General features: G+C 55.6%; 21 protein-coding genes. 3 read left to right on the top strand and 18 right to left on the bottom strand.

Going from position 1 to position 21,018, the window contains the following annotated elements:
* From sdaAB to AAA927_RS04795, 4 genes are all read right to left on the bottom strand, one after another.
* Nucleotides 1–669 (bottom strand): L-serine ammonia-lyase, iron-sulfur-dependent subunit beta, encoded by a 669-nt coding sequence (gene sdaAB / locus AAA927_RS04810; protein WP_204118116.1) that lies wholly within the window; start codon nucleotides 667–669, stop codon nucleotides 1–3.
* Nucleotides 670–807: 138 nt separating this feature from the next.
* On the bottom strand, nucleotides 808–1,485 hold the full coding sequence (locus AAA927_RS04805) for an adaptor protein MecA (protein ID WP_338216229.1): 678 nt from the start codon (nucleotides 1,483–1,485) through the stop codon (nucleotides 808–810).
* A 772-nt stretch (nucleotides 1,486–2,257) separates the two neighbouring features.
* Nucleotides 2,258–2,656, bottom strand: coding sequence for a transcriptional regulator SpxA (gene spxA / locus AAA927_RS04800; protein WP_125582277.1), 399 nt, complete (start codon nucleotides 2,654–2,656; stop codon nucleotides 2,258–2,260).
* 232 nt (nucleotides 2,657–2,888) lie between these two features.
* On the bottom strand, nucleotides 2,889–3,641 hold the full coding sequence (locus tag AAA927_RS04795; RefSeq protein ID WP_338216225.1) for an MBL fold metallo-hydrolase: 753 nt from the start codon (nucleotides 3,639–3,641) through the stop codon (nucleotides 2,889–2,891).
* A gap of 59 nt (nucleotides 3,642–3,700) precedes the next feature.
* Here AAA927_RS04795 and AAA927_RS04790 point away from each other — a divergent pair, with 59 nt between their 5' ends.
* Entirely contained in the window at nucleotides 3,701–4,240 is a 540-nt protein-coding gene (locus AAA927_RS04790; RefSeq protein ID WP_338216223.1) for a hypothetical protein, read from the top strand.
* Here the strand turns inward: AAA927_RS04790 and AAA927_RS04785 are convergent.
* Both AAA927_RS04785 and AAA927_RS04780 read right to left on the bottom strand, forming a co-directional pair.
* Nucleotides 4,237–6,261 carry an FtsX-like permease family protein gene (locus tag AAA927_RS04785; protein WP_338216221.1) on the bottom strand — a complete coding sequence of 675 codons (2,025 nt, stop codon included), beginning with the start codon at nucleotides 6,259–6,261 and terminating at the stop codon, nucleotides 4,237–4,239. The genes AAA927_RS04790 and AAA927_RS04785 overlap by 4 nt on opposite strands.
* Nucleotides 6,221–6,997, bottom strand: a complete 777-nt coding sequence (locus tag AAA927_RS04780; RefSeq protein ID WP_338216219.1) for an ABC transporter ATP-binding protein — start codon at nucleotides 6,995–6,997, stop codon at nucleotides 6,221–6,223. The genes AAA927_RS04785 and AAA927_RS04780 overlap by 41 nt, the downstream gene beginning before the upstream one ends.
* A gap of 162 nt (nucleotides 6,998–7,159) precedes the next feature.
* Between AAA927_RS04780 and AAA927_RS04775 the strand changes: the two genes are divergently transcribed.
* Both AAA927_RS04775 and AAA927_RS04770 read left to right on the top strand, forming a co-directional pair.
* Nucleotides 7,160–7,834 (top strand): response regulator transcription factor, encoded by a 675-nt coding sequence (locus AAA927_RS04775; protein ID WP_203632536.1) that lies wholly within the window; start codon nucleotides 7,160–7,162, stop codon nucleotides 7,832–7,834.
* An 11-nt stretch (nucleotides 7,835–7,845) separates the two neighbouring features.
* Complete coding sequence (locus tag AAA927_RS04770; protein WP_338216216.1) at nucleotides 7,846–8,907, top strand: sensor histidine kinase; 1,062 nt, start codon at nucleotides 7,846–7,848, stop codon at nucleotides 8,905–8,907.
* A 49-nt stretch (nucleotides 8,908–8,956) separates the two neighbouring features.
* Here AAA927_RS04770 and nrdG read toward each other — a convergent pair whose 3' ends face one another.
* The 12 genes from nrdG to purE all read right to left on the bottom strand — a co-directional run bounded on the left by nrdG (nucleotide 8,957) and on the right by purE (nucleotide 20,847).
* Nucleotides 8,957–9,499 carry an anaerobic ribonucleoside-triphosphate reductase activating protein gene (gene nrdG, locus AAA927_RS04765; protein WP_435891510.1) on the bottom strand — a complete coding sequence of 181 codons (543 nt, stop codon included), beginning with the start codon at nucleotides 9,497–9,499 and terminating at the stop codon, nucleotides 8,957–8,959.
* A gap of 131 nt (nucleotides 9,500–9,630) precedes the next feature.
* Nucleotides 9,631–10,860 (bottom strand): phosphoribosylamine--glycine ligase, encoded by a 1,230-nt coding sequence (gene purD / locus AAA927_RS04760; RefSeq protein ID WP_338216213.1) that lies wholly within the window; start codon nucleotides 10,858–10,860, stop codon nucleotides 9,631–9,633.
* A 17-nt stretch (nucleotides 10,861–10,877) separates the two neighbouring features.
* Nucleotides 10,878–12,401, bottom strand: a complete 1,524-nt coding sequence (gene purH / locus AAA927_RS04755; protein WP_338216212.1) for a bifunctional phosphoribosylaminoimidazolecarboxamide formyltransferase/IMP cyclohydrolase — start codon at nucleotides 12,399–12,401, stop codon at nucleotides 10,878–10,880.
* Nucleotide 12,402: 1 nt separating this feature from the next.
* Nucleotides 12,403–12,966, bottom strand: coding sequence for a phosphoribosylglycinamide formyltransferase (gene purN, locus AAA927_RS04750; protein WP_338216211.1), 564 nt, complete (start codon nucleotides 12,964–12,966; stop codon nucleotides 12,403–12,405).
* A complete protein-coding gene (gene purM / locus AAA927_RS04745; protein WP_338216209.1) occupies nucleotides 12,963–13,964 on the bottom strand; it encodes a phosphoribosylformylglycinamidine cyclo-ligase in 1,002 nt (333 codons plus the stop codon). Before purM ends, purN begins: the two co-directional genes overlap by 4 nt.
* Nucleotides 13,964–15,418 carry an amidophosphoribosyltransferase gene (gene purF / locus AAA927_RS04740; protein WP_338216207.1) on the bottom strand — a complete coding sequence of 485 codons (1,455 nt, stop codon included), beginning with the start codon at nucleotides 15,416–15,418 and terminating at the stop codon, nucleotides 13,964–13,966. The genes purM and purF overlap by 1 nt, the downstream gene beginning before the upstream one ends.
* On the bottom strand, nucleotides 15,403–17,607 hold the full coding sequence (purL, locus tag AAA927_RS04735; RefSeq protein WP_338216205.1) for a phosphoribosylformylglycinamidine synthase subunit PurL: 2,205 nt from the start codon (nucleotides 17,605–17,607) through the stop codon (nucleotides 15,403–15,405). The genes purF and purL overlap by 16 nt, the downstream gene beginning before the upstream one ends.
* On the bottom strand, nucleotides 17,597–18,280 hold the full coding sequence (purQ, locus tag AAA927_RS04730) for a phosphoribosylformylglycinamidine synthase subunit PurQ (RefSeq protein WP_338216203.1): 684 nt from the start codon (nucleotides 18,278–18,280) through the stop codon (nucleotides 17,597–17,599). Before purQ ends, purL begins: the two co-directional genes overlap by 11 nt.
* Nucleotides 18,277–18,537, bottom strand: a complete 261-nt coding sequence (gene purS, locus AAA927_RS04725; protein WP_338216201.1) for a phosphoribosylformylglycinamidine synthase subunit PurS — start codon at nucleotides 18,535–18,537, stop codon at nucleotides 18,277–18,279. Before purS ends, purQ begins: the two co-directional genes overlap by 4 nt.
* Entirely contained in the window at nucleotides 18,530–19,252 is a 723-nt protein-coding gene (gene purC / locus AAA927_RS04720; protein ID WP_338216409.1) for a phosphoribosylaminoimidazolesuccinocarboxamide synthase, read from the bottom strand. The genes purS and purC overlap by 8 nt, the downstream gene beginning before the upstream one ends.
* The gene (gene purK, locus AAA927_RS04715) at nucleotides 19,236–20,366 is read right to left on the bottom strand and encodes a 5-(carboxyamino)imidazole ribonucleotide synthase (protein WP_338216199.1); all 1,131 of its coding nucleotides are present in this window, start codon (nucleotides 20,364–20,366) and stop codon (nucleotides 19,236–19,238) included. Before purK ends, purC begins: the two co-directional genes overlap by 17 nt.
* Nucleotides 20,359–20,847: a 5-(carboxyamino)imidazole ribonucleotide mutase gene (gene purE / locus AAA927_RS04710; protein ID WP_204118176.1), complete on the bottom strand. Its 489-nt coding sequence runs from the start codon at nucleotides 20,845–20,847 to the stop codon at nucleotides 20,359–20,361. Before purE ends, purK begins: the two co-directional genes overlap by 8 nt.
* Between the last annotated feature and the right edge of the window lie 171 nt (nucleotides 20,848–21,018).

Below are 21,018 nucleotides of genomic sequence, written 5' to 3'. Positions count from 1 at the left end.
CTACTCGAAATATGTGACGTTATCGACATGCGGTAGCTGCCGCAACTGATCAGCTAATTCCGGCTTGCGATCATCGACTTCGATGATCATGATGGCTTTTTCACCTTTGGCCTCACGCGTCACGGTCATGGTGCCGATGTTGACATGAGCGCTACTGAAAATGTCAGTCACCGCCGCAATCATGCCTGGCACATCTTGATGCACAGTAATGAACGTCGGCGTTCCCATGCTCAGCGACAGCTTAAAGCCATTGATTTCGGAGATTTGAATGTTCCCACCACCGATGGAAACCCCAGTCACCGTCATCGAGCGTTCCCCTTTGCTCAAAGAGATCCGCGCCGTGTTGGGATGGTCGACTTTGTCATTTTTCGGGATAAAGGTGACGTGGATGCCCTGCTCATGGGCAATCTTCAGCGAATCCGGCAGCCGCGCATCATCTGGCGCCATGCCCAGCAAGCCGCCCACCAGGGCAATATCCGTGCCGTGGCCGCGATAAGTTTTGGCAAACGACTCATACAGGTAAATGTCCACCCGCTCCGGCGTTTCGCCGAAAATATTGCGCACCACCTTGCCGATGCGCGCGGCACCAGCGGTATGCGAGCTGCTTGGGCCCACCATCACCGGACCGATAATATCAAAGACACTGGTAAAACGTAGCTGTTTCGCCATGGCCGAACCTCCTACTGACAATTAATTGACACCTTTAACTTTATCGAACCACAATTTCCCGTAAGCCGTCAACTAAAGCCTTGTGGACTGGGCATAAAACAGGCCGGACTACACCAATTCATAGTCCGGCCAATGGTTTTATTTTTTGAAGTAATAACGTCCCGTTTCCAGCGCGCTGGTTGGCATCAAAAGCTTGCCGTATTCAGACAACACATCGCTGGATAAGTTGACCTTGTCGCCAAACTCAACCGCCACAGCAGTTTGATCGCGAATTTCACTTGGCGCCACCTTGTTGGCGTAGAAGGTCAGCACCAGGTAGTAACGATCCTGATAGGTATATAAGTCGCTCGCCGCGCCTTCCAGCCTCAGTGCTTGGGCCAAGCTGATGAAGTCTTCGAAAGAAGCCAGGCGAATGACCACTTCAGTCTGATCAGCCGCTTTCGCATCGATAAAGCCGCCTTCGTCAACCGCCTCGTCGTCATCATCGTCTAATTCATTCAGCTGCTGGCGAATGAAGTCAGGCACATTAGCACTGTCTTCGTCTGCATCGATGCCATCCGCGTCATCGTTATTCTCATCTTTGCTGCGCGAAATCAAAAGCTCAAGGCCGGATTGGCTCGGCATCACTTGAAACGTCACGGCGGCGTCTTCAGCAAAGCTGTGGTCCTGATCGACCTCGTCTAGAATGCTGTAAAAGAAGGATTCGATTTGTTTGTGATTCCCGAGCAGGTCAAGCACGGTGATTCCACGCTCGGCCAAATCTTCGTTGCCGAGCAATACGCGGATCGTATTATCGTTAATGCGTTCCATTTCCATGATGACTGCACCTCACTTTGCTGCAACACTGGTTTAACCCACAGTATAGCAGATTTTATCATCGCCACGGCATTCTACGCCATAATCTTAGAGAATGCAACACAACTAGGCTGCGGAATGAGGCCGGTTTTAGCCTGACGAGTAGCCTAGCGCCAAGCATTGCCATCGCTTTTTGATGGCGAGGCTTGGTGCGTAGCTAATCGCTCAGGCGTTGGCCTCATGTAGCGCGATTAGGCTGCGGAGTGAGGCCGCCGTTAGCCGGATGGGTAGCCTAGCATGGCGTCTTGAAGCCGCTCTTGGGCTTCGAGGCGCCATGCGTAGCTAGCCACTCCGGCGTTGGCCTCACGCAGCGCGACTAGGCTGTGGAGTGGCGCCGCACTTAGCCTATTGTTCTTGGCCGGGCAGGTCAGCTTACGCGGGCAGGGGCTGGAACGGGGTGGCCAGCGCTTTGAGCCTCTGCGAGTCTCAAAGTCGCGGCTTGTTCTAAGCCAACAAGTTGGCTAAGAACAATTTCACCCCTGAGCCCCTGCCCGCTCCAGCTGACCCGCCCTACATGAGACGTTGACGTCGATATCCAGAATTTCTCTATGTTCATTCCAGATTGGCAAGTTTCTGTCATATCAGCTTTCATACACATGTAGAAGTTGAAGTAGAAAGACTTTTACTGCATCACTAGCACTGACTCGCTCTAACACCCAAAAAGGAAACCGGCCCTCGGCGAGCATAGCGGCGTGCTTGCCGAGGACCGGTTTCCCAGCGGTCATTCGTCTGCTCAAAACCCTGCGAGTAGCTGCGCCTGTTGCAGTTCCAAGGCGCGTACGGTACGAGGCAGGAAGCGGCGAATTTCATCTTCGTTGTAACCAACTTGCAGCCGCTTATCATCCATGATAATTGGCCGGCGCAACAGCCCAGGGTATTGCACAATCAAATTGATTAAATGAGAGACCGAAAGCTCATCAATCTTGATTCCTAACTCCTGAAAAATCTTGGATCGAGTGGAAATAATCTCTTCCGTTCCATCCTCAGTCATACTCAGGAGATGTTTGACTTCCATGCCATTCAAAGGCGCTGAAAAGATATTACGTTCCTCAAATGGTATGTTATTCTCTTGCAACCAGGCCCGGGCTTTGCGGCATGAGGTGCAGCTTGGTGACACGTATAAGATGATCATAATTGCCAGCTCCTTCTTTAGTGCCCGTCTTCTGTTCTCTACATGTACTAGTATAACGAAAAGAAGTAGCCTAAAACAATCATCTTTAAAAAATAAATTTTCGCTTTCGTGCTCATTCTTATTGTGATATAAGGAACAATAAGTGATACTGGCGAAGAATCGAGTAACCAAGCGTTTTCTTAAGCCATTACCGATACAAAACCGATACAATAACCATAATTATTTTAATCAATTATCCAACAAGGTCACTGCCATTGAGTTCATGCACGTCACTGGCAAGCAGCACATCAATGTCAGGCGCTGCGGCTTGCGCCTGGGCTTTCAGCGTTGCCAGCGCCAGTTCTTGCGGCAAATGGGTCAGTAGCAAATGCTTGACCTGAGCTGCCTTAGCCAATTCACCGGCTTGAGGCGCGGTTAAGTGCCACAGTGGGGCTGGGTGATCCGCCAAAAAATTCGTATCGGCCAGCAGTAGGTCTGCGCCTTGCGCAAAGGCCGCCAGCTGCGGGAAGGCCCGTGTATCGCTGGTATTGACCCACACTTGGCCGGTCGCTTTTTCTTCAATCCGTACCGCAAACGCCGGCACCGGGTGCTCGGTTTCAAGGAAGGTCAAGCGCAGTGGCCCCAGGTCGAGCGGGGCTTCGGCCGAATAGCCCACCCCTTGCGTAAACGGCCCAAAAGTTAATGCCGCAAAATTCAGCGGATCTTTAGTGTGACCGTAAATCGGTAGCGGTGAAACCTTCTTATCGCCGCTGTGCAACTGGCGATAATATTGCAAGACACCGACATCCGCCGTGTGGTCGTGGTGGTAATGCGTCAGTAGCACCGCATCCAACTGATTAGGATCCAGTACCTTTTCTAACGCCAACAATGCCCCGGACCCACAATCCATCAGCAGCTGATAATCGCCACTGGTAATCAAGTAACTGCTCGTTCCCACCCCGTGGTCGGGATAACCGCCTAAATAACCAAGAATTGTTAATTTCAAGCTCTTCATTCCTTTCAATCAAGTAAGCGCTATACTAAGAAGATGGAGGTGGCCATTTCATGACCCAAACAATGCAACTCGTTCTCGGTAGTCAAACTTACATGCAACAATTTGCCAAACAGGCACCCACGCCTACGCGGCTGCTCAAAGATGTGGAAAAAGACCGCGATTTTGCCCTGCTGGATCTCAAAGGGGCGATTCCCTTTGTTTCGCCAGTGCGTGGCACCGTTCTCGCCCATTATGGCACAGTTCCGGCCTATGGGTATATTGCGCTGATGTACTTCAAACTCGGCAAAGATGAGGCCGGCGTGTTCGTGAGCCAAATGACCGAATTCACTGACCAGGCCGACCGGCTTGAAGGCTGCGACGCCATGGTGCTCATGGAAACGGACAATCCGCATCTGGAGTATCTGCTGCTTTCCGCTTGGAATCGCAAACTGGACGTCTACACCGCGCAAAATACCCCGCTGTACGCGCCAGTTCGGACTTTCGCGCAGCGGGCGCAAGCAGGTTTTGGCTACCACCGGGCCATTTATACCATCGTCGATCCGGATCACCCGACCAAAGCGCTAACGGCCGAAGCTGCCGGCACCGACTAGTAGCGCCGCACCAGCCGCGCGGTCAGGGCCCCGAAGCCGGCATACACGAGGGCGTAAATCAAGACAATCATGACGACCAAACTATAGCCTGGATTGTCCAGATACAGGCTAAAGAAATGAATAATCAGCCAGGCGTTGAATGTGCCCACCACCAGCGGCAAGCCAAAAATCAGGGTGGTTTGCCAGTTGATAATCTGGTGCATCGCCCGCGTTGGCATCCCCAGCGCGCGGATAATCTGCCGGCTTTGCCGCTCCTGAAAAGCAATGATTAACTGCTTCATCAACAAAATGCTGGCCGTGGCAATCATAAAAATGAGTCCCAGCAGAATGACGACGAACAAGCCTAACCCAAATAGCATATTCATTTGCGCCAGCAGCGGCCCTTTCAGCCGCAGCGCACTGCGCGAATAACTGCCTGCATGTTCAGTTTGACTGAGCTGCAGGCTTTTTTCGCCGGTTAGCGCCTTGGAACTGCCACTGAGAAAATCATACCGGCTGGCATTAGCCGCCTTTTTCACGAAGGCCTCAACCTGCTTGCCAGACTTGAGTCGATAGCCGGTCATTGGATCGCGCGGCGCCGCCAGCGCTTGATAATCATGATCGGTGACAATCAACGCTCGGTCAAAGTAGCCATCGACCCCCAGCGGGAACTGGTTGCTAACGGATTGCAGTTGAAACTTTTGGCCGGTGCGCGGCAGTGTAATCGACCACTGGCGTCTTTGATTGAGCCAGGTATGCTGATACAGTGAGCGCCCATACACGGCCATCACCGCCTGGCCCGGTTTGAGGGTCAGCTTGGCCAGGCCTTTTTGCACCTTGGCAATGCGCCGATAGTCCCTCAAGGCAATGACATTATAGAACGTTTCGTCACCATCCCCAGGCAGGCCGTGTTGCGTGTGCAGCCGGCCCGCAGCGAGTTTCGTCGGCAACACCACGGTTTGCTTGATCCAGTTAGGGTTGAGGTCATGGTAAGTGGTTTTCAAGCCGTACGGACTGGCCACCAGATCCATGCTGATGCTCTGATTGACCCCGGCCTGCCCAAACTGGTAAAAAATCGCCCCGCTGCCCAGCACGGTGATGGTGCCAGTCGCCAGCAGCGTGGTCAAAAACAGCGAATGCACATTGCGCTGCAGCCGCTCGTTCAAATTCGTAATGGTGAGCAGGCGCACTGCATGATGCCGGAAAAAGGGCAACCGCACCAGCCGGCTGGTCAGCGTCGGCAGCGAATAACGGAACACCAAATACAGCCCCACCAGCCCCACTGCCAGCACGGTCCATAACACTACGTAACCATGCCCAAAGCGGCTCTGCGACACGGCATACGCCAGATGGACGAGGTTGTAGGCACCCAGGTAACTGCCAATCAAGAGCACCCAGCCCACCGTGGCCCAAACCATGCGCCACCCAGTGACCCGCGTCGGCAGCCCTTGGGCTGGCAACTGGTAGCGCCGGCCAATTGGAATGTGCGCAACGTAAATGGCGTTGATCACGCCAATCACCGCATAAACCACGGTGAACACTGCCACCAGCTCCAGCATCGCATGCGGCTGCCACAACAGCCCCACTGTCATGGGTAGTGCCATTAACCGCAATAGCATCATCGCCAAGAACTTGGACAAGAGCAGCCCCAGTGCAAAGCCGATCACCAGCGTTTGCGCGCCCAGCAGCAGCGACTCGTAAAACAGCGTCAGCCCGATTCGACCAGCTGGCATGCCCAAAAGCCGGTAAACCGAAATTGAGCGCGCCCGCCGCTCAATGAGCAAAGTATTCATATAGAGTAAAAAGATAATGGTGAACAGCAGCGCCACCACTAACAACACCAGCAACACTGACGGCGCCGCCGCACTGACCTCGGTATACCGATCGGCCGCCGCAAATAAGGTGTCATCTTCAATTAACGCCAAAACGGCATACAAAAGCGCGACCATTACCGCCGCCATGGCGACATACAGCCGATTGATGGTGGCATACCGGTGAAAATCAGAACGTATCAGACGGCCCACGGCGCTTGCCTCCCCCATTAATGGTCGCTTCCATGTCGATAATGCTGTCGAAGAACTGTTGCCGTGGTCCGCGCCGGGTGACTTCGGCAAAGTAGCTGCCATCGCGAATGAAAATGATGCGATTGCAGAAACTGGCGGTAAAGGCATCATGGGTCACCATCATAATGGTGACATCCTCTTCGAGATTGAGCTTTGTCAGATACTGCAACAGTTCGGTGGCGGCCATCGAATCCAAACTCCCAGTGGGTTCATCTGCCAAAATCAATGCCGGATTGCTAATCATGGCGCGCGCTGCCGCCACCCGCTGGCGCTGGCCTAAGCTCAGCTGCTCCGGATAACGGGTCAGCATCGACTCGAGCCCGAGCAAGTGGGCAAAGCGGGCCAGCCGCGCGTCCAAATCATCTGGCACCGGCGGCACAAAGGTCAGCGGTAGCGTAATATTATCCGCCACGGTTAAATCTGGAATCAGATTGAATTCCTGAAAAATAAAGCCGAGTTGCTCGCGCCGATAGCGGGCCGATTCCGATTCGGAAAATTGACTCAAGCTCTGCCCAGCCACAATGACTTCCCCGCTGGTGGGCGTATCAATCGTGGCAATGGTATTGAGTAAGGTGGACTTGCCGGCACCGCTGGGACCCATAATGCCCACAAATTCGCCGGCGTCGATGTGAAAACTCAAGTCATTCAACGCTGTGACGCGATTTAACCGATGCCCGTAGATTTTTGTCAGGTGTGCCACGTCGACCACTCGCATGCTGAAAGCCTCCTGTTTCAAGTTGGTTTTATCATAACAGATTTTATTAGCAGTGGCTTTGACCTTGCGATACTGTAAGACCCGTTAAACTCGGTCCCAGGTCGCTTGTACCACCACGGCGAAACCGCTACTATACAACTATAAGGAACGGAGATGGAAACCTTGTTCAAGATTATGATTGTTGAAGACGACCGCACCATTGCCACCCTGATCGCCCAAGCCCTCAATAAGTGGCAATTTCAAGCCAGCGTGATTGAGGATTTTAGCCGCGTGGCCGACCAGTTTGCCGCAGATCAACCTGACCTTGTGCTACTGGACATCAATTTACCCGTTCGCGACGGCTACTACTGGGTGCAAAAAATCCGCGATGTCAGCCAAGTCCCAGTGATCTTCATTTCTAGCCGCAACACTAACATGGACATGGTGATGGCAATGAACTTAGGCGCCGATGATTTTGTCGAAAAGCCTTTTGCCATGGAGGTGCTGATTGCCAAAATCAATGCCCTACTGCGCCGGACCTACCACTATCAAGACAACGGTAGCGAGGCCTTAGAGCATGCCGGCCTCACCTTGGATCTCAAAACCGGCATGGCGCAAGTGGCCGGCCAAGAGATTAACTTGTCCAAAAACGAATACAAGCTGCTGCAGATTCTGATGCGCGCGCATGGCGAAATTGTGAGTCGTTCGCATCTGCTCAAGGACTTGTGGCAAGACGAGCGCTTCGTGGATGACAACACCTTAACCGTCAACATCAACCGTCTGCGCAAAAAAATCGCCGAAGCCGGCCTGCCGGATTACATTCAAACCAAGGTCGGGCAAGGCTACATTGTGCCTTAAAGGAGAGCAACATGACGTTTTGGGAGTATTTGCGTGATCGCCGCGCCGCCATTGTCTTTTTTTGCCTCGGCTTAGCCTTATTTGACTTCGGGCTGTGGTTGGATCCGCGCCACCTGGTACACCCAGGGACGCTGGTTTACATCAGTCTGCTTGTGGCCTTGTTTGGTGCCGTGGTGTTAGTCTGGCAATATCGGCGCACCAAAGCCTGGGTCAATCAATTCAAGGCGCGCGCTGAGGCTGGTGAAGACGCCTTAACCTGGCGCCTGCCTGAGGCCCACCATTATGAGCAGCAAGCCATTGTGGCCGCTTATAACCACGTCTTGCGCGAGCATCAAAAGACCCAGTCGCAACTGATTGCCCAACAGCAAGATCAAAAGGCCTTCATTGATTCCTGGGTCCATGAAATCAAGGTGCCGCTGGCGGCGACCACCCTGCTGCGGGATAGTCTCGATGGCAAAGCCCCCGAGCAGCCCCTTGATGAGATGGCCCTGCAGCTGGACAAAATCAACTTTTACGTTGAGCAAGTGCTGTATTATTCGCGCCTGGACAGTTTCTCCAAAGATTATCTGCTCCGGGAATACGATCTGACCAAAATCGTCGATTCCGTGGTCGTGGATCAGCGCAACAGCTTCATCGCTGGTCAGCTCCGGTTTCAGCTGCAAGGCGGGCCACTGACGGTGGTGACTGACGAAAAATGGCTGCGGTTCATTTTGACCCAGATTATCACCAATGCCATCAAATACACCAAACCAGGCGGCACCATCACGGCCACGCTAGCCGACACACCCACCGAAGCCACCCTCACGCTGACCGACACCGGCATCGGCATTCCTGCTGATGAGCAGCATCGGGTGTTTGAAAAAGGCTTCACCGGCACCAACGGCCGCAACGCCAACCAAAAATCTACGGGTCTGGGCCTTTATCTGGCGGCGCAGCTCAGCCAAAAACTCGGCCATCACCTGACCTTAACTAGCACCGTTGACCAAGGCACCAGCGTGGTGGTGCACTTCCCGCATTTATCCTATTATGGTGAATCAGGCAACACGTTGAGTAAACCGACCGTAGATGAATGAGCCGAAAAAAGGGCGTTAGCTGTTCGCAGCTAACGCCCTTTTGCCACCTCTAGCGGACCAAGTTGGCCCAAATTTTCACTTCGCCGCTCGCCAAACTAGCTGGCACATCAATGATACGCTGGTTGGCACTACCGCGAAACTGCAAGGTCAGATCTTTTTCGGCTTCCAAGAACCGGCCATCAACCAGAATATCCAGCAGGTCGAGCAATTCCAGTTTGTCCGGTGATTCCTGCATCAGCTCATCCCATTTGTAGCCGGTCCAGCTCCAGATATCCTTGGTGTGGCCGAATTCACGCCGCACGCGTCGGCACAGCTGAAGGCAAGTTTGCGTATTCAAAAACGGTTCCCCGCCCAGCAGGGTAAGCCCTTGCACATAGGACTGACTGAGATCTTCAATAATCCGGTCTTCCAGCTCCTGGGTGTACGGCGTGCCATAGTGGAAGTTCTGGGCCACTTTGTTATAACAGCCGGGACAATTGAACTTACAACCAGACACGTAAATACTGCAGCGGACGCCTTCACCGTCAACAAAAGTAAACGGCTTGTAGTCAGCGACATAGCCTTGCGACAAATCAGAAGCCAACCATTCCATCGGTTTAGGGTTATTAGGTAGGGTCTTTTTTGGCAACTTGCTCACTCCATTTCACGCTCCATCGTACCATATCTGGTAGTTCAAAACACCAAAAAAGCGACCACTGCCTGTATCTTGTGGTCGCCTGTTTGTTACAACCCTTTCGCGCCAATATCATCACGCACCGCCAGTGGCCCTTGCAGCGGCGCCATGCGGGCATAAGCCTCGTGCTGCGCTGCGGCTAAATCAGCCCCACTGCCAATCACGGTGAAAATCCGGCCGCCGTGACTCACTAACGTCTCACCTTGCTTGGCCACCCCCGCCGGAATCCAGTAGCCGCACTGGTCAGCGGTTGGTACCACCAGCGGCAAGGCTGGTCCACTTTGCGGATAAGCGGGATTCACTGCCACCACCCCGCAATAGGTTTGGCCATTGAGCGTCAAAGCTGGCGCCTCCCCGGCAAGCAAGTCCTGGGTCAGCTGGTAGAAATCATTGGTCACCTGCGGCAAAAGCACCTGGGTTTCCGGATCCCCAAAGCGCAGGTTGTACTCCAGAATTTTCGGCCCATGCGAGGTGAACATCAGCCCCACATACAATACCCCAGTGCTAGTCAGGCCGTCTGCGACCATCCCGGCCAAAGTTTGATCCACCAGTGCCGCCGCTTGGGCTTGCTGCGCAGTCGAGAACTGCGGGGCGGGACTAATGGCGCCCATGCCCCCAGTGTTCGGGCCAGTGTCGCCGGCAAAACGGCGCTTGTGATCCTGGGCCAGCGGAAACAGCACGCGCTTGGTGCCATTGAACATCGCCAGCACCGATGCTTCCTGACCGCTCAAATATTCTTCGAGCAGCACCGGCGCTTGGGCATCCGCTTCGTAAAGAGTGGCCAGAGTGGCCGTTACGGTTTCGGGACTGGTAGCGATGGTGACGCCTTTGCCGGCAGCGAGCCCATCGACCTTAATCACCAGCGGCAAGCTCATCATCGCAGCGGCAGCAATCGCCTCGCGCTGACTGTGGGCAACTTTCACCGCCGCCGTGGGCAAATGGTGCGCCGCCATGAAGGCTTTGGCGAACTGCTTGCTACTTTCCAACTGGGCTAATTTTTGCGTGGGTCCAAACACCGGGCGGCCCGCGGCCTGAAAGGCATCGACCAACCCAGCGGCAAGCGGCTGCTCAGGGCCGACAAACGTCAAATCCACGTCAGCGGCAAAAGCGACCAGCGCTGCCGTCTGATCTTCCGTAATCGCCACCGGCGTCAGCCCCAGCAGCGGCATCCCCGCGTTACCCGGCGCCACATACACTGCAGTGACTTGCGGCGAGGCCAAAAAGGCTTGCCCCAGCGCACTTTCTCTGGCGCCACTGCCAATAATTAAGACTTTTGCCATGATGCGCCTCCTCTGTCCTAGTGCCGGAAGTGCCGCACGCCGGTGGTGACCATCGCAATGCCGTACTTGTCAGCCATGGCTATTGAATCTTGATCACGAATCGAGCCGCCTGGCTGAATGATGGCCTTGATATCATGTTGCGCGGCATATTCCACACAGTCATCCATCGGGAAGAAGGCATCGGAAGCCATCACGGCACCGGCGAAATTAGCATTTTGCTGGGCCTGCTTCAGCGCAATTTCCACCGAGCCGATGCGGTTCATCTGGCCCGCGCCAATACCGAGGGTTTGGCCCTGCTTGGCAATTACAATGGCATTGCTCTTGACGTGTTTGACCACTTGCTGAGCAAACAGCATGGCGTCGATCTGCTCGCTGGTGGGCTTTGTCTGAGTGACCACCGTCAAATCAGCCGCCGTTTCAATCGCCGTGTCGGTGGTTTGCCGCAGCACCCCACCTAATACCGCGACGGTTTCGACCCGGGGCTTGGTTTGGGCCGGCGCCAAAGTCACCGTCAACAGCCGCAGATTTTTCTTCTTGGCGAGCACCGCATACGCATCGTCATCAAAGCTCGGCGCCATGATGATTTCTAGGAACAGTTTGTGCATTTTCTCGGCGGTGGCCAAATCCACTGGCCGATTCAGGGCGATGATGCCGCCAAAAATCGACATCGGATCGGCCGCATAGGCCTTATCCCACGCTTCCTCAATGGTGGCGCCTTGGCCAATGCCGCAGGGGTTCATGTGCTTCACTGCCACGACTGTTGGCTGCTGGTACTCATTCACCATGGCCAGCGTAGCATCGGCATCGCGAATATTGTTGAAGGACAAGGCCTTGCCATGGAGCTGCTGGGCGTGGGCTAACGATTCCGCTGGCGCATCTGGCGCCACATAAAACGCGGCGTCTTGGTGGCTGTTTTCGCCATAGCGTAGGCTTTGCTGCTTGGTGAAAGTCGGCGTGAAAGTGGCAGGGAAAGGCTCTGGATCAAGATAAGCGGCGATTTGCGCATCATAAGCCGCGGTAGTTTGGAATACCTTCGCCGCTAGCCGCTGGCGCAGCGCTGCATCGTCGTCATCTAAGCCGGTCAGCACCTGGGTATAATCGGCTGGGTCCACCACGGCCCACACGGCAGCAGCATTTTTCGCTGCGGCGCGCAAGGCACTGGGGCCACCAATATCGATTTGCTCGATGGCTTCGGCCCGGGTGGTGTCAGGTTTGGCAATGGTGGCCGCGAAAGGATATAAGTTCACCACCACCACATCAATCGGGGTGATGTCATGGTCTGCCAAAGCCGCCATGTGCGACGCCACCTCACGCTTGGCCAAGATGCCAGCATGGATTTTGGGATGCAGGGTCTTGACTCGCCCATCCAGCATTTCCGGAAAACCCGTTACTGTTTCCACCCCAGTCACCGGCAACCCAGCCGCCTCCAAGGCCCGCTTAGTGCCACCAGTCGACACCAGTTCAAAATCGCGGGCGATTAGCCCTTGCGCCAATTCCACCAAGCCAGTTTTATCGAACACACTAAGCAATGCACGTTTCACGTTAAATCGCTCCTTCTTTGATGAGAGTGTCAATGGTTTGCGGCAGCAGGCGGTGTTCCACCTCATGAATCGCAGTTTCCACTTGCGCTAACGGCTCACCAGGCGCAATGCGCACCGGCTCTTGGGCAATGATCTGCCCGGAATCAATGCCCGCGTCGACATAATGCACCGTGACGCCGGTGACTTTCACCCCATAGGCATAGGCATCTTCAATGCCAGTACGGCCAGGAAAACTCGGCAGCAGCGCGGGATGTAAGTTGATGATGCGATTGGGGAAAGCCGTCAGTAGCGTCTTGCCAATAATGCGCATGTACCCCGCCAGCACCAACAAATCTGCTGGCGGTAGTTGGGCAATCACCGCTTGTTCAACGGCTGCTTTCGGGCTCTGGCCGTATGCGGCCATGATGACCGGAATCTGCCAGCGCGCCGCCCGCGCGAGCACCGCGGCCTGGGGCTGGTCACACACCACTGCCACTATCTGAGCCAGCTCGGAATGGGCAAAATGCGCCGCTAAGGCTTCAAAGTTGGTCCCACTGCCAGAGGCAAAAACAATCAGGCGTTTCATAATGCCTCCCATTCCACGGCGCAGGTGGTGCGAGGCACCACTTGGCCGATCACTTTGGCATGCGGTACGGCTTCCAGCACTGCCGCGCGATGCTCAGGCGCCACGGCCAACACCATGCCAATGCCAAGGTTGAAGGTTTGCTGCATGACGGCATCGGTTAAGGCGCCTGCCTGCTGAATGCGGCTGAAGAGCTCCGGCCAAGGCCAAGGGGTCAGCCGCGCGGCCAAATCATTCGGTAGCATCCGCGGCACGTTATCCGTGAACCCGCCGCCGGTGATATGCGCGGCCCCATGGATCAAGTTGGCCTCAATTAACGGCCAGACGGTATCGACGTAAATGCGGGTCGGCGTTAATAGCGCCGTGCGCATCTCGGTGCCATCACTCAGCGGCATGGTGCCAAGATTAGTTTCGGCCAAGAGCTTACGCACTAGCGAAAAGCCGTTGCTGTGGACGCCGCTGCTCGGCAGGCCAATCAACACATCCCCGGCCGCCACGTGCTGGGGCAGCAGGCGCTGGCGGCTGGCCAGCCCCACCGCAAACCCGGCCAAGTCGTAATGGTGCTGCGGATACATGCCCGGCATCTCGGCGGTTTCGCCGCCAATCAGGGCCATGTGAGCGAGGCTGCAGCCATAGGCGATGCCTTTGATCACCGTTTCGGCACGGTCGACTTGCAACTCATCGGTCGCCATGTAATCGAGGAAAAACAACGGTTTGGCGCCATCGGCAATTAAGTCATTCGCCACCATGGCCACCAAGTCGATGCCAATGGTGTCATGTTGATCACACTGCAACGCCAGCAGCAATTTGGTGCCGACGCCATCCGTGGCAGCAACCAGCACGGGATCCGGCACTTGTGGCAAGGCGTAAGCAGCCGCAAAACTGCCAAGCCCGGTGAGCACATTGGCATTCTGAGTCGCCGCCACTACTGTTTTGATGTTGGTCACCAAGGCGTTGCCCGCCTCAATATCAACGCCGGCGGCTTTATAATCCATGCCCATTACGCATTCACCTCACTTAGATCCATTGACAAACACGCCAGCTCGTCATGCAGATTGGCCGCATAATCATCCAGCGGCGTTGGGTACTGGCCGGTGAAGTATGCCACGCACAAACCGCGATGAGGCGCTGTCGTTTGCAGACCCACGCTGTCTTCTAAGCCCTGCACCGACAAGAAACCCAAACTGTCCACGCCGAGAATACGTTTCATCTCCGCCACACTGTGATTGGCGGCGAATAATTCTTTGGTGGTCTGAATATCGATGCCGTAAAAGCATGGGAAGCGTAGCGGCGGGCTGGCAATCCGCAGGTGGACACTTTTCGCGCCAGCCTCCTTCAGCAGTTGCACGATTTGCTTCGCCGTGGTGCCACGGACAATGGAATCGTCCACCAGCACCACGCGCTTACCGGCCACCGTGGCTTTCAACACGCTGAGTTTCATGCGGACACTGCGCTCCCGCAGCGCCTGGGTGGGCTGAATGAACGTGCGCGCCACGTACTGGCTTTTGACTAACCCCAGCTCATAAGGAATGCCACTGGCTTGCGCATAGCCTAACGCCGCCGATAATGAAGAATTCGGCACACCCACCACAATATCAGCTTTCGCTGGCTGTTCCTTAGCCAGCTGCCGGCCCATGGCCACGCGGGCCTGGTGCACATTGACCCCGTGAATTTCGGAATCCGGCCGGGCGAAATATACAAACTCCATGGCGCACACCGCTAGCTGGGTCTGGTCCGTATAGGCCTGACTTTCGAGGCCTTGGTCGGTGATGCTGATGAGTTCCCCTGGCGCGATGTCTTTGATCAGCTCGGCGCCGACTGCGGTTAGCGCCGCCGTTTCGCTGCACACCACATAACCGCCACTAGGCAACTGTCCCACCACCAGCGGCCGAAAGCCTTGGGGATCGCAGGCCGCGTACAAACCTTGTTCCGTGAGCAAGGCAAAGGCAAAGCCGCCATGCACCTGGGTCAAAGCGTCTTTCAACTGCTCCACAAAGGTCGGCTTAGGGCTGCGGCGGAGCAGGTGCATCAAGACTTCGGTGTCACTCGTGGATTGAAAAATCGCCCCACTGGCTTCAAGCTTGGCCCGCAAACTCATGGCATTGGTCAGGTTGCCATTATGAGCCAAGGCGACGGCCCCATCGGCAAACCGAAACAGCAACGGCTGGATGTTTTCCAAAATCCGCCCTCCAGCTGTGGAATAACGCACATGCCCCAGCGCGGCTGGGCCACGCAAGGCTTGCAGGTCTTCAGGATGGGCAAAGACCTGTGACACCAACCCGAAGCCATAATGTCGCCGTAGCCCCGCTGGCGTGCGGCCGACAATGCCGGCACCTTCCTGCCCGCGATGTTGCAAGGTGTGCAAACCCAAATGGGTCAGCTCGACGGCATGGGGATCCCCCCAGACGCCAAACACACCGCATTCCTCATTGAGACTCTTTATTTCAGCTGCCATGCCAGGGCCTCCTTGTTAAGTTGCTTCAGACTCGCGACATTGGCGGCCATCGCCTGCCCGGCGGCCTGCACTGTCAGTTCGCCTGGCTGCGTGCGGCCGAGGCGCGTGGCTAAAGGCCCAGCCAAGGCTTCAAAGGCGGCGATGTTGGCTGCCGGCACGCTGACGATAAAGCGGCTCTGGCTTTCACTGAACCACAGCGCCGGCGCCCAGTCTGCGGCCACTGCTGCGCCAATATTGCGGCCAAAACTCATTTCCGCTAACGCCGTCAGCAAGCCCCCATCGCTCACATCATGCGCCGCGGACACGAGATGCTGACGAATCGCTTGCAACACCAAGGCCTGATTTTCTTGCTCCTGGTCCAGGTCCAGCGGCCGCAAACGCCCACTCACCTCGCCCTGCGTCATTTGCTGAAGCAGGCTGCCATTGAAATCGGCCTGGGTTTGGCCAATCACATAGACGGCCTCGCCGGCGGCTTTGAAGCTTGGACTCATGATGGCAGTTAAATCTTCAATCAAACCCACCATGCCAATCATCGGTGACGGCGCAATCGCTTCGCCGTCGGTTTCGTTGTACAGCGACACATTGCCTGAAATCACCGGCGTGTTCAGCGCCTTGGTCGCCGCGACAATACCTTTGGCGGATTCCGCCAAACTGTAGAATTGCTCCGGTTTGGTCGGATCGCCGTAATTCAGGCAATCGGTAATGCCCAGCGGCTCCGCGCCAGTGGCGACCAGATTACGCGCTGCTTCCGCCACGGTGATGGCTCCGCCGATTTCGGGGTCCAAGGCGAGGTAGCGACCATTGGAATCAGTGGTCAACGCCAGCGCCCGGTGCGTGCCCCGCACGCGAATCACGGCAGCGTCCCCACCAGGCCCAACGATGGTGTTGGTTTGCACCTGGGCATCATAGCGGCGGAAAATCGCGGTTTTATCGGCGACATTGGGATCTTGCAGCACCGCCTCGAGCGTTTTTTTCAGATCAAGCGCGCCAGGCTCAAAATTAGCCGCAGGTTGCGCCAACCTAGCCGGCTTAACCCCGATTTGGTGATACACCGGCGCATCATCCGTCAGCAGGCTGACCGGCACATCGCAAACCACTTGGCCATGCTGCAACAGCTTGTATTGATGGTCGGCGCTGACGCGGCCAATCACCACCGCGTCGAGGTCATACTGTTTGAACACCTTAATGATTTCGGCTTCATGCCCGGTGCGCACGCACAGCATCATTCGCTCTTGCGACTCCGAAAGCATAATTTCAAACGGGGTCATGTTTGGTTCGCGCTGAGGAATGAGATCCAAGTCCAGGGTCATGCCACTGTTGGCTTTGCCGGCCATTTCTACGGTGGATGACACCAACCCGGCGGCGCCCATGTCCTGCATCCCCACCAAAGCCGCTTGATGGTCGCGGGTCACTTCAAGGCAGGCATCGACCAACAGTTTTTCCATGAAGGGATCCCCGACTTGAACCGCCGAACGATTCGCATCTTCTGCCGTCGAGAAATCACCAGAGGCAAAACTGGCGCCGTTGATGCCATCGCGGCCAGTTTTGGCACCGACGTAAATCAGCGCATTGCCTGCCCCTGCGGCCTTGCCGCGCTGGATGGCGCTTTCGTCCATCACGCCGACACACATCGCATTGACCAGCGGATTATTCTGATAAGTCGGCGCAAAACGGGTTTCGCCGCCTACCGTGGGAATACCGATGGCGTTGCCATAGTCACCGATGCCGGCGACCACCTGATCAATCAGCTGCTTGGTGTGAGCGTCTTTGGGATAGCCAAAGGCCAAGGCATCCAAAATCGCCACCGGCTTGGCCCCAATCGAAAAAATATCGCGAATGATCCCGCCAACCCCAGTCGCAGCCCCTTGATACGGTTCCACCGCGCTGGGATGGTTATGGCTTTCGGCCTTGAACACCACGGCCTTGCCTTCCCCGATGGCAATCACGCCGGCGCCTTCGCCTGGCCCCATCAGTACGCGATCATTTTTGGTCCAAAAGGTTTTCAGCACCGGCTTGCTGTACTTATAGGCGCAGTGCTCGCTCCACATGCCACTGGCGAGGCCAATTTCCGTATAATTCGGCAGGCGCCCGAGTTTCTCAGCAAAGCGGTCATATTCCGATTCCGTCAAGCCCCATTCCAGATACGGCTTGGTCGTTTTGATGGTCGTTGGGGTGGGTTCAGTTTGCATGGATGGCGGCTCCTTTCGTGGCTTGGATCAGGGATTGAAAGACGCCCAACCCGTCGACGCTGCCTAACAGTGCTTCAGCGGCCCGCTCCGGGTGCGGCATCATGCCGAGCACATTGCCTGCTTCATTGGTCAACCCGGCAATGTCATTCAAGCTGCCATTGGGATTGTGTAGATAGCGAAAGACCACTTGGCCATTAGCTTCCAATTGGGCCAAGGTCGCCGGATCGGCATAGTAATTGCCTTCCCCATGCGCGATGGGCAGCGTAATCTGCTGATCTTGGACATAGGCTTGCGAAAAGGCAGTGTGAGGGTTCACCACCAGTAGCGGCTCTGGTTCACAAATGAATTGGAGACTCGTGTTCCACTGCAGCGTCCCTGGCAATAGCCCCGCCTCGGTCAAAATCTGAAACCCATTGCAGATGCCAAGCACATACCCGCCCGCCGCGGCGAACGCCTTGAGCGCTGTCATCACTGGGGCAAACTTGGCGATGGCACCGGAGCGCAGGTAATCGCCGTAAGAAAAGCCGCCTGGCACCAAGACCACATCATAACCGGTTAGGTCGGTGGCTTGATAGGACACTTTCACCGCGGTTTGCCCCAGCACCGTCCCGACGGCGTGCAGTAAATCGTCATCGCAGTTCGAACCGGGAAAACTCAGCACCGCCGCCTTCATTGCACCGCCTCCAGTGCCTTCACCGTGAAGTGGTAAGCTTCCGTGTTGACATTGGCAAGCATCTCGTCGCAGATCCGATCGACTTGCGCCTCGGCAGCCGCTTGATCTGGTGCGGTCAAGGTGAGCTCGAAGTATTTGCCTACCGATACCGTGGCGACATTGTCATCCCCGATGCGGGCCAAGGTGTTTTTGATCACTTCTGCTTTGGGATCCAGGACGGAGGGTTTGTAACTAACATAAATTTCGGCTTTAAACATGAGCGGCTCCTTTCAGGCGATCCAAGACCGTTTGATACACCGGGGTCAGTGGCCCTTGCTCCTTACGAAAGACATCTTTATCCAGCGATTCGCCGGTGGCTTCATCCACCAGCCGCATGTTATCTGGGGAAAGTTCATCGGCTAGCACCAAGGTACCATCAGCCAGCCACCCAAACTCCAACTTAAAGTCCACGAGCTTAATACCGATAGCGCTAAACTGCGCCTGCAGTACCCGGTTGACCTGATCGGAAAGCCCGTGGATGGCCTTTAGTGTGGCGGTCTTGGCCCACCCGAGCGCAATGATTTGCTCGTCATTGGCAAAGGGATCGTCTAAGGCATCGGATTTGTAGTAGAACTCGTGGACAGCCGGCTGCAGCGGCAGCAAGGGCGTCGTTTGGAACTTGCGCTGAAAGCTACCAGAAGCGAAATTACGCACCACTGCTTCTAGCGGGATCATTTCGCACCGTTTGCACAGCATGGTTTGGTCATCTGGGGTGCTCAGGTAATGCGTCGGTATGCCGGCCGCTGCCACGGCCTTGAATAATAGCGTCGAGATCTGCAAGTTCAGCGCCCCTTTGCCGCTGATTTGCACTTTCCTTTTACCATTCAAGGCGGTGGCTTGGTCCTTATACGTGACCCACAGCACGGCCGAGTCATCGGTGGCAAAGACGTCTTTGGCTTTACCGCTGTACAGCAATTCAGTTTTCTTCAAGATGCTCCTCCTCCAAAACGACAGATGCCAAACGTTCTTCCAAGGTGCCCCCTAACACGGTTAAGTGGCCCATTTTGCGGCCAGGGCGACCTTCGGCCTTACCGTAATCATGCAGATGCCACTCAGGATGCTGCGGCCACAACCGGCGCGCGGTGGCCAAGTCGTCACCCAGTAAATTCCGCATGACTGCTGGGGCAGTTAAGGTGATCGGTGGGATGGCCAAGCCGCAAATGCTCAGGATATGAGCCTGAAACTGAGAAAAATTCGTGGCCTCGATCGAGTAATGGCCAGAATTATGCGGCCTGGGCGCCAGTTCGTTGACGAGAATCTCGGTTTCACTTTCAAACATTTCGACCCCCAGCACCCCGCGTAAATCTAGGGCAGTCGCAATTTTAGTGGCCATTTCCACCACGCGGTGCTCCTCTAACCGACTCAAATGTGGCGCCGGGGCCAAGGTCGTATGCAGGATATGATCCTGATGGTGATTTTCTACAATCGGGAAACACCGCACCGCATCATTGCCGTCCCGCGTCACCATCACTGCCAGCTCACGCGAAAAGGCCACTCGCGCCTCTAAAATACAAGGCCCTTGCGCGACCAACGCGCGAGCGGCAGGTAAATCCTTTTCATTATTGATGTCTTGCTGACCGTGACCGTCGTAGCCGCCAGTGGTGGTTTTCAAAATCGCCGGCACCCCAATTTCGTGCACAGCCGGAATCAAGGCCGCCTCATCAGGCACCGCCGCAAAATTCGCCGTGGGCACGCCAGTGGTTTTAAGAAAAGTCTTCTCCGTGATGCGGTCGCGCGTGATCGCAAGCAGCCGCGTCCCTTGGGGCAAGGCGGCATATTGCTCAGCTGCTTCAAGCGCGGTTAAATCCACATTCTCGAATTCATAGGTCAACACGTCGCTGCGCTGGGCCAATTCGTCCAGCGCGGCAATATCATCGTAAGCCGCTTGCAGCTGAAAATCTGCCACTTGGCCGGCTGGTGCATGCGGGGTGGGATCCAGCACGCCCACCGTGTAGCCCATGGCTTTGGCCGCCAGCGCCATCATGCGCCCGAGCTGACCGCCACCGACAATACCAATCGTGGCAGGCGGTAAAATCACCTTAGTCATCGAGCCGAGCCTCGCTTTCTTGGGCCGCCAACGTTTGCGCCTGTCGAAAGGCGGTCAGACGTTTAGCCACACTTTGATCACGCACGCTTAAAATCGCCGCCGCGGTCAGCGCCGCATTTTTCGCCCCGGCTTCCCCAATCGCCATAGTAGCCACTGGTACGCCGGCTGGCATCTGCACAATCGACAGCAACGAGTCGACGCCATTCAATGTTCGGGTTTTGATGGGAACGCCAATCACGGGCAAGGTGGTATTTGCCGCCAACATGCCTGGCAAATGCGCTGCGCCACCAGCACCGGCAATGATGACATCAATCCCTGCCCCACGCGCACTTTTGGCAAACGCTCCTAAGGTGTCTGGCATGCGATGTGCTGATATCACGTGTTTTTCAAAGGAGATACCCAACTGGGATAACAACGCCGTGGCCTGCTTCATGGTCGGCCAATCCGAGGTTGATCCCATCACGACTGCAACGGTCAAGATGGTCACCTGCTTTCTTTGATTGGTTTGAGTTTATCATGGTTAATTGAGAATCTCAACGAAAATACAAATTATTTTAATTGTATTTCGATTTATTGTTCGTGTTTTAGTCGGACTGAAGGCACAAAAAAACAGGCATTCAGCGGCCGTTTTCCGCTAAAAGCCTGTCAAGAC

Origin of the sequence: Lacticaseibacillus salsurivasis (assembly GCF_036246225.1) — a bacterium.
Taxonomy (GTDB): Bacteria; Bacillota; Bacilli; order Lactobacillales; family Lactobacillaceae; genus Lacticaseibacillus; species Lacticaseibacillus salsurivasis.
This window is presented reverse-complemented; position numbering and strand designations above follow the sequence as displayed.